Origin of the sequence: Acetobacter papayae JCM 25143 (genome assembly GCF_000613285.1) — a bacterium.
Taxonomy (GTDB): Bacteria; Pseudomonadota; Alphaproteobacteria; order Acetobacterales; family Acetobacteraceae; genus Acetobacter; species Acetobacter papayae.
Map to the genome: position 1 here is coordinate 1 of NZ_BAIN01000106.1, position 5,519 is coordinate 5,519.

Genomic DNA, 5,519 nt, shown 5'->3' on the forward strand with positions numbered 1-5,519 from the left:
CCGGAGCCAATACGCCGCGGGCAGATGCCTCAGGCATGAGTGCCGGGGCTCTGAGGCGTGTGGCCACCCGTTTTGAGGAAAGCGGCGCTGCCGTAACGTGGGAACTGGCATATGGGTGTTTTCGGCGCCCGGCGCGTGCGGGTGTGTTCGTAACCGGAACCGATACCGGTGTGGGCAAAACGCTGGTTTCGGCCTGTCTGGTGCGGCGCTGGCAGGCGCTGTACTGGAAACCCCTGCAAAGCGGGCTTGCGGATGAGGAAGGCGATACCCCGACTGTTTCCAGACTGGCAGGGGGAGAGTCCACGCAGGGGCAGGGCGTGCGGTGTTTCCCACCCGCCGGGGCCTATCAGGCCTCGCTATCTCCCGAAGCAGCCGCGCGTGCGGAAGGTGTGACGATCGACTCCGCCCTGCTGGCCCTGCCTATGGAGGCACCGCAGCAACCTCTTGTGGTGGAAGGGGCTGGCGGTTTGATGGTGCCAGTCACGGACGAGATCATGATGGTCGATCTGGCGCAGCGTTGGGGTCTGCCAGTCGTGCTGGTGGCACGCAGTGGGCTGGGCACGCTCAATCATACGCTGCTCAGCCTTGAGGCCCTGCGTGCCCGAGGTATTGCCGTGGCAGGTGTGGTGCTGAATGGCCCGCCCAACCCGGAAAACAGCCGTACGATTGCCGGTAAGGGTAAGGTGCGGATTCTGGCCGAAATCCCGCATGAAGCCGAGCTAGATGCCCCGACCGTGGAGAGGCTGGCAGCCCTGCTTCCGCCATGGTCAGAGATTGCTGGCGCGTAGGGGCGCTGCTTCCCCCCCCCGTAAGGGAAGCCGCCAGAGGGGCTGGCGGCTGAACCTGTGTATGAGGGCGGTTAGTACTGCCGCAGCAGGCCGCTGAGCTGGCCTTGGATACGGAGCCGGTCGGCGGGAACGATCCGTGTTTCGTAGCGTGCATTCGCGGGCTCAAGCGCAATCATGCCGCCTTTGCGGCGCAGGCGCTTGAGCGTGACTTCGCTTTCATCAATCAGGCCACGATAATCTGCCCGTTTTCGGCCTGATCGGTCTTGCGGATGATCACCTGATCTCCATCCATGATACCGGCTTCGATCATGGAATCGCCAGCGACTTCCAGCGCGTAATATTCGCCGTTGCCCAGCATGGCCGCAGGCACGCTCAGGCTGGCCCCTGCGGAGGCCACGGCCTCAATCGGCAGGCCGGCGGCAATACGGCCGTAGAGCGGCACCTTGATGGTTTCCTGCTCGTTTTCCTGTGCGGGGCGGTTAAAGCGCGCACGGATTACGTTAGCGGGCAGTTCTGCCTCGGCTCCCGGCAACTGAATGACCTCGAGCGCACGAGCACGGTGATGGTGGCGGCGCAGAAAACCGCGCTCTTCCAGCCCCGAAATCAGGCGGTGGATACCTGATTTGGAGCGCAGACCCATGGCTTCGCGCATTTCGTCAAAGGAAGGGGAAAAGCCCGTTTGCCTGAGGTGCGAATCAATGAACAGAAGAAGTTTGTGCTGTTTGCGTGTCAGCATTTCGCACCCCGGAAAGCAAGTGAAAAAATCGGGAAAGCCCGCTTTTTGTTCTATGTAAGTTCTCGTTTTCTGTCAATTGCTTCCCGGTGGTTCCGCTCAATTTCTTTGCGGTGATTGCGGCTTTGGGCGGGTCATGAAAGACGCACGATCTGGCATGGGCTCCCTGCTGCTGCTGCCGGGGCATGGGGGGCGCGGATGATAAGGGCCTGGCTCTGCGCCAGAATGTGAAGCTGTGCGGAGTCCTGACTGGCGAAAGGCGTGACAACGGGCAGGCTGTCGGGTGCAGGAGCGCTGGACAATGTGGCACGCAGGAAATCCTGTCGCTGGTCGTTCGGGCCGACATCAACACCCAGTATGGCCGGTTCGGTGGGGAGCGTGTCAGCAACAGCCATGCCCATCATGCGCTGGATGGCGGGGGCTACAAACACCGTGGAACAGACCAGTGCTGCCACCGGGTTGCCCGGCAGGCCGATAATGGGGGTGGAGCCGATATGCCCCGAAAGCAGGGGCTTGCCGGGTCGCATGGCGATTTTCCAGAAATCGAGCGTGAGGCCGATATCGGTCAGCGACTGGCGGACAAGGTCATAGGCCCCGACACTGGCACCACCTATCGTCACCAGCATGTCGCTCTGGCGCGCTTGGGCAAAGGCTTCGGTCAGGGAGCGTGTGGTGTCCCGTGCGGAGGGGAGCATGAGCACCTCGGCTCCGGCCTGTTGCAGGCAGGCCGTCACCATGAACAGCGCGGAATTGAAAATACCATCCTCACGCACGGGGTCGCCGGGCAGGGCAATTTCATCTCCCGTGCTCAGAACGCTTACACGCGGTTTGCGGGTGACGGTCAGCCACGCATGCCCACTCGCCGCCGCAAGGCCGATTTCCTTGGGGCCGAGTCTGGTGCCCGCTTGCAGCAGGCATGTGCCTGAGCGAAATCCTGCCCCTGCATGCGAATAAACCGGCCTGCGGCAGAGGGGTGTGTGAGGGTGATCCGGTCTCCCTCGCGCTGCGTGTTTTCCTGAATGATAACCGTGTCGGCTCCGGCGGGGATCTGGCTGCCGGTGAAAAGCCGGACGCACTCGCCCGGCTGGATGACATGCGCCGTGGGGTGGCCTGCAGGGGCTTCGGCTACAACATGGAGTACAGCGCCTTCTGTGGCGTCCTGTGCGCGGGCGGCATAGCCATCCATGGCGGAAACCGACACTGGCGGGTTGGCCCGGCGGGCGTGCACATCAAGGCCGAGAACACGCCCGAGCGCGCTGCCGAGTGGCACGGTTTCCTGCCCGCAGGCGACAATGCCCGACAGGATCCGTGCGCGCGCTGTGGCCACATCAAGCATAAATTATTCTCCTTTTGCTGCCCGAGGTACTGTTTTGGTGCAAGAAAGCTTGACCTTTTTCTTTTGTATGGCATTTTGCGGCCACTTGAACATCGCCGGAGCCGCATGTCCGGTTCCGTAAACACGCTCTGCCGAGGAAATCATGGCCAAGACCAATGTCATCAAGATCCGTCTCGTTTCGACGGCCGACACGGGTTACTTCTACGTGACCAAAAAGAATGCCCGCGCTCACACGGGCAAGATGGAACTCAAGAAGTACGATCCCGTCGCGCGCAAGCACGTCGTTTTCCGCGAAGCCAAGATTAAATAAATCTAGCGGAACGGGGCGGGCGGCATAGCCGCCTGTTACGGTGGGCTTTGTTCCACACAACGAAAAACGGCGCCCTGAGGCGCCGTTTCGTTGTAGGCCAGACAAGCCGCGCGTGATCAGAATAAAGGGTCATGCCGGTCATAGGGAATGACGATATCGTTCTTGTCGGCCATGTTCATCATGGCGCGGGCGCGTTCATCCAGAATATCGGTATCGAGAGACTGTTCTTTCAGGCCGTTGACGCGCCGCCGCCATGCGGCCTGTTCGGTCAGGGCGTCCTGCTGTGCCTGCTGTGCCTGTGCCAGCAGGCCAAGCTGCTGCTGATATGCCTGCATGCCATGGTCGCCCTGCGTGGCGTTCCAGCCGAAATACACCGTAATTCCGAGGAATACGGTGGGCGGTACGACAGCGCGAACAACACGGCGAATAAAGCGGCCTATCTGCACGTTTTCCAGTCCTGCTTGTAAAATGTGCGAAGTACAGCACCTTTACAGTACTAAACCACATATGCAGGCCGGTAAAGGGAATTGCAGCGCGCCGGATTGCCGGGGCTGGAGCCGGGTGCTGGCCGCCCCAAGGGGGCGGCCAGCAGGGCCGTTTTTTAGGCGTTTTTCAGAATGGAATAGCCTGCATACTCGGCAGCAGTGGCCAGTTCCTGCTCAATGCGGATGAGCTGGTTGTATTTGGCCGTTCTGTCGGAGCGTGAGAGCGAGCCGGTTTTGATCTGCCCGCAATTGGTGGCCACGGCCAGATCGGCAATGGTGGAATCTTCCGTCTCGCCCGAACGGTGGCTCATCACCGCCGTGTAACCGGCCCGGTGCGCCATATCGACCGCACGCAGGGTTTCTGTCAGGGTACCAATCTGGTTGACCTTCACCAGCAGCGAGTTGGCCACGCCAGCGCGGATGCCGCGCTGCAGGCGCTCGGGGTTGGTTACAAACAGATCATCCCCTACGAGCTGCACCTTCTGGCCCAGTGTCTGGGTCAGCAGCGCCCAGCCTTCCCAGTCGTCCTCGGCCATGCCGTCTTCGATGGAAACAATGGGGTAACGCCCGACCAGATCAGCCAGATAAGCGGCCATGCCGGCGGAATCCAGGCTCTTGCCTTCGCCCGAGATCACATACTGGCCGTTTTTGTAAAATTCGGTGCTGGCGCAGTCGAGTGCGAAGGTTACGTCCTGACCGGGGCGGTAGCCTGCGGCTTCCACGGCGCGGGTAATGAAACCAAGTGCTTCATCAGCCGATTTCAGGGCCGGGGCAAAGCCGCCTTCATCACCCACATTGGTGTTGTGCCCGGCAGCGCTCAGGGCTTTCTTGAGCTGCAGGAAGATTTCAGAACCCCAGCGGATGGCATCGGCCACGGTGGGCGCACCCACGGGCTGGATCATGAATTCCTGAATGTCGATGGGGTTATCGGCATGCTGACCACCGTTGACGATGTTCATCATCGGCACGGGCAGGATATGGGCGAACGCGCCGCCAACATAGCGGTAGAGCGGAATTTCAAGCTCGGCGGCCGTTGCTTGGCAATGGCAAGGGAAACGCCCAGAATGGCGTTGGCACCCAGACGGCTCTTGTTGGGCGTGCCATCGAGGTCGATCATGGCGTTGTCGATATCGATCTGGTCCGAGGATTCTGCGCCCTGAAGGGTCGGCAGGATTTCGGTTTCGATGTTTTCGAGCGCCTTGAGCACACCCTTGCCACCGTAGCGGCGGGCATCGCCATCGCGCAGCTCTACGGCTTCATGCGCACCGGTTGATGCGCCGGAGGGAACTGCTGCCCGGCCTTTCGCGCCGGAGGCCAGTTCTACGTCAACTTCAACGGTGGGGTTGCCGCGGCTGTCCAGTATTTCACGTGCGACGATGTCGACAATGGCACTCATGGTCTTTCCGTTCCTGAATGATGTATGCGTCCAAACCCGGCCCTGTGCCTTGCGGCTTTTGCGGGCCGACAGGCTCAGGGCATGGCCGGAGCGCGCCTCCGTGCGGTTGCTACAGGCCGTGTCTTGGGCTTTCCTGTCAACACTGCGAATTGTGAAAACCTGATAGCAAGAGGACGTGGTTCCCATCAATGAGGAAACTTCCCTATCTGGCGGTCGTGCTGATGCTTGCGGGCCTGCTGCCTTTTATTCTGTGTACCTGCGGGATTGTGTTTTACGATTCTGCCGTGCCGGTGCCTCGGCTGCTGATGGGGCTGGTGCTGTACGGCGCGTTGTCGCTGTCGTTTTTCGGGGCTGTTCACTGGGGCTGGGCGCTTGAGGCCGAGCGCGTGATCCTGACGGTTGATGCCGAGCGTGTGGACAGGCTGCGCCTGCTGCTGGGTGTGCTGCCCGTGGCGTGGCGGGGTTGGGTGG

At 61.2% G+C, this 5,519-nt stretch carries 6 protein-coding genes and 2 pseudogenes; 3 read left to right on the top strand and 5 right to left on the bottom strand.

Translation table 11 applies throughout. The features are described 5' to 3' along the window. A partial coding sequence (gene bioD, locus JCM25143_RS14265) for a dethiobiotin synthase (RefSeq protein WP_025861711.1) occupies positions 1-788 on the top strand: 788 nt, incomplete at its 5' end. Between the two features lie 71 nt (positions 789-859). Here the strand turns inward: bioD and lexA are convergent. The 3 genes and pseudogenes from lexA to JCM25143_RS25310 form a co-directional block, all read right to left on the bottom strand. Then, positions 860-1,524: pseudogene (lexA, locus tag JCM25143_RS20050) on the bottom strand (transcriptional repressor LexA). 131 nt (positions 1,525-1,655) lie between these two features. After that, positions 1,656-2,294 carry a molybdopterin-binding protein gene (locus JCM25143_RS25305; RefSeq protein ID WP_369347379.1) on the bottom strand — a complete coding sequence of 213 codons (639 nt, stop codon included), beginning with the start codon at positions 2,292-2,294 and terminating at the stop codon, positions 1,656-1,658. 68 nt (positions 2,295-2,362) lie between these two features. Next, entirely contained in the window at positions 2,363-2,857 is a 495-nt protein-coding gene (locus JCM25143_RS25310) for a MoeA family protein (RefSeq protein ID WP_369347380.1), read from the bottom strand. Between the two features lie 142 nt (positions 2,858-2,999). Between JCM25143_RS25310 and rpmG the strand changes: the two genes are divergently transcribed. After that, positions 3,000-3,167 carry a 50S ribosomal protein L33 gene (gene rpmG / locus JCM25143_RS14280; RefSeq protein WP_003623017.1) on the top strand — a complete coding sequence of 56 codons (168 nt, stop codon included), beginning with the start codon at positions 3,000-3,002 and terminating at the stop codon, positions 3,165-3,167. A 116-nt stretch (positions 3,168-3,283) separates the two neighbouring features. On the opposite strand, the gene JCM25143_RS14285 is transcribed toward rpmG, so the two are convergent. Then, a complete protein-coding gene (locus JCM25143_RS14285) occupies positions 3,284-3,613 on the bottom strand; it encodes an FtsB family cell division protein (RefSeq protein WP_025861713.1) in 330 nt (109 codons plus the stop codon). 155 nt (positions 3,614-3,768) lie between these two features. Further along, a pseudogene (gene eno / locus JCM25143_RS20060) lies at positions 3,769-5,048 on the bottom strand (phosphopyruvate hydratase). Between the two features lie 188 nt (positions 5,049-5,236). Between eno and JCM25143_RS14295 the strand changes: the two are divergent. Next, positions 5,237-5,519 (top strand): DUF3429 domain-containing protein (locus JCM25143_RS14295; RefSeq protein WP_025861715.1); only part of this gene is annotated, 283 nt, incomplete at its 3' end.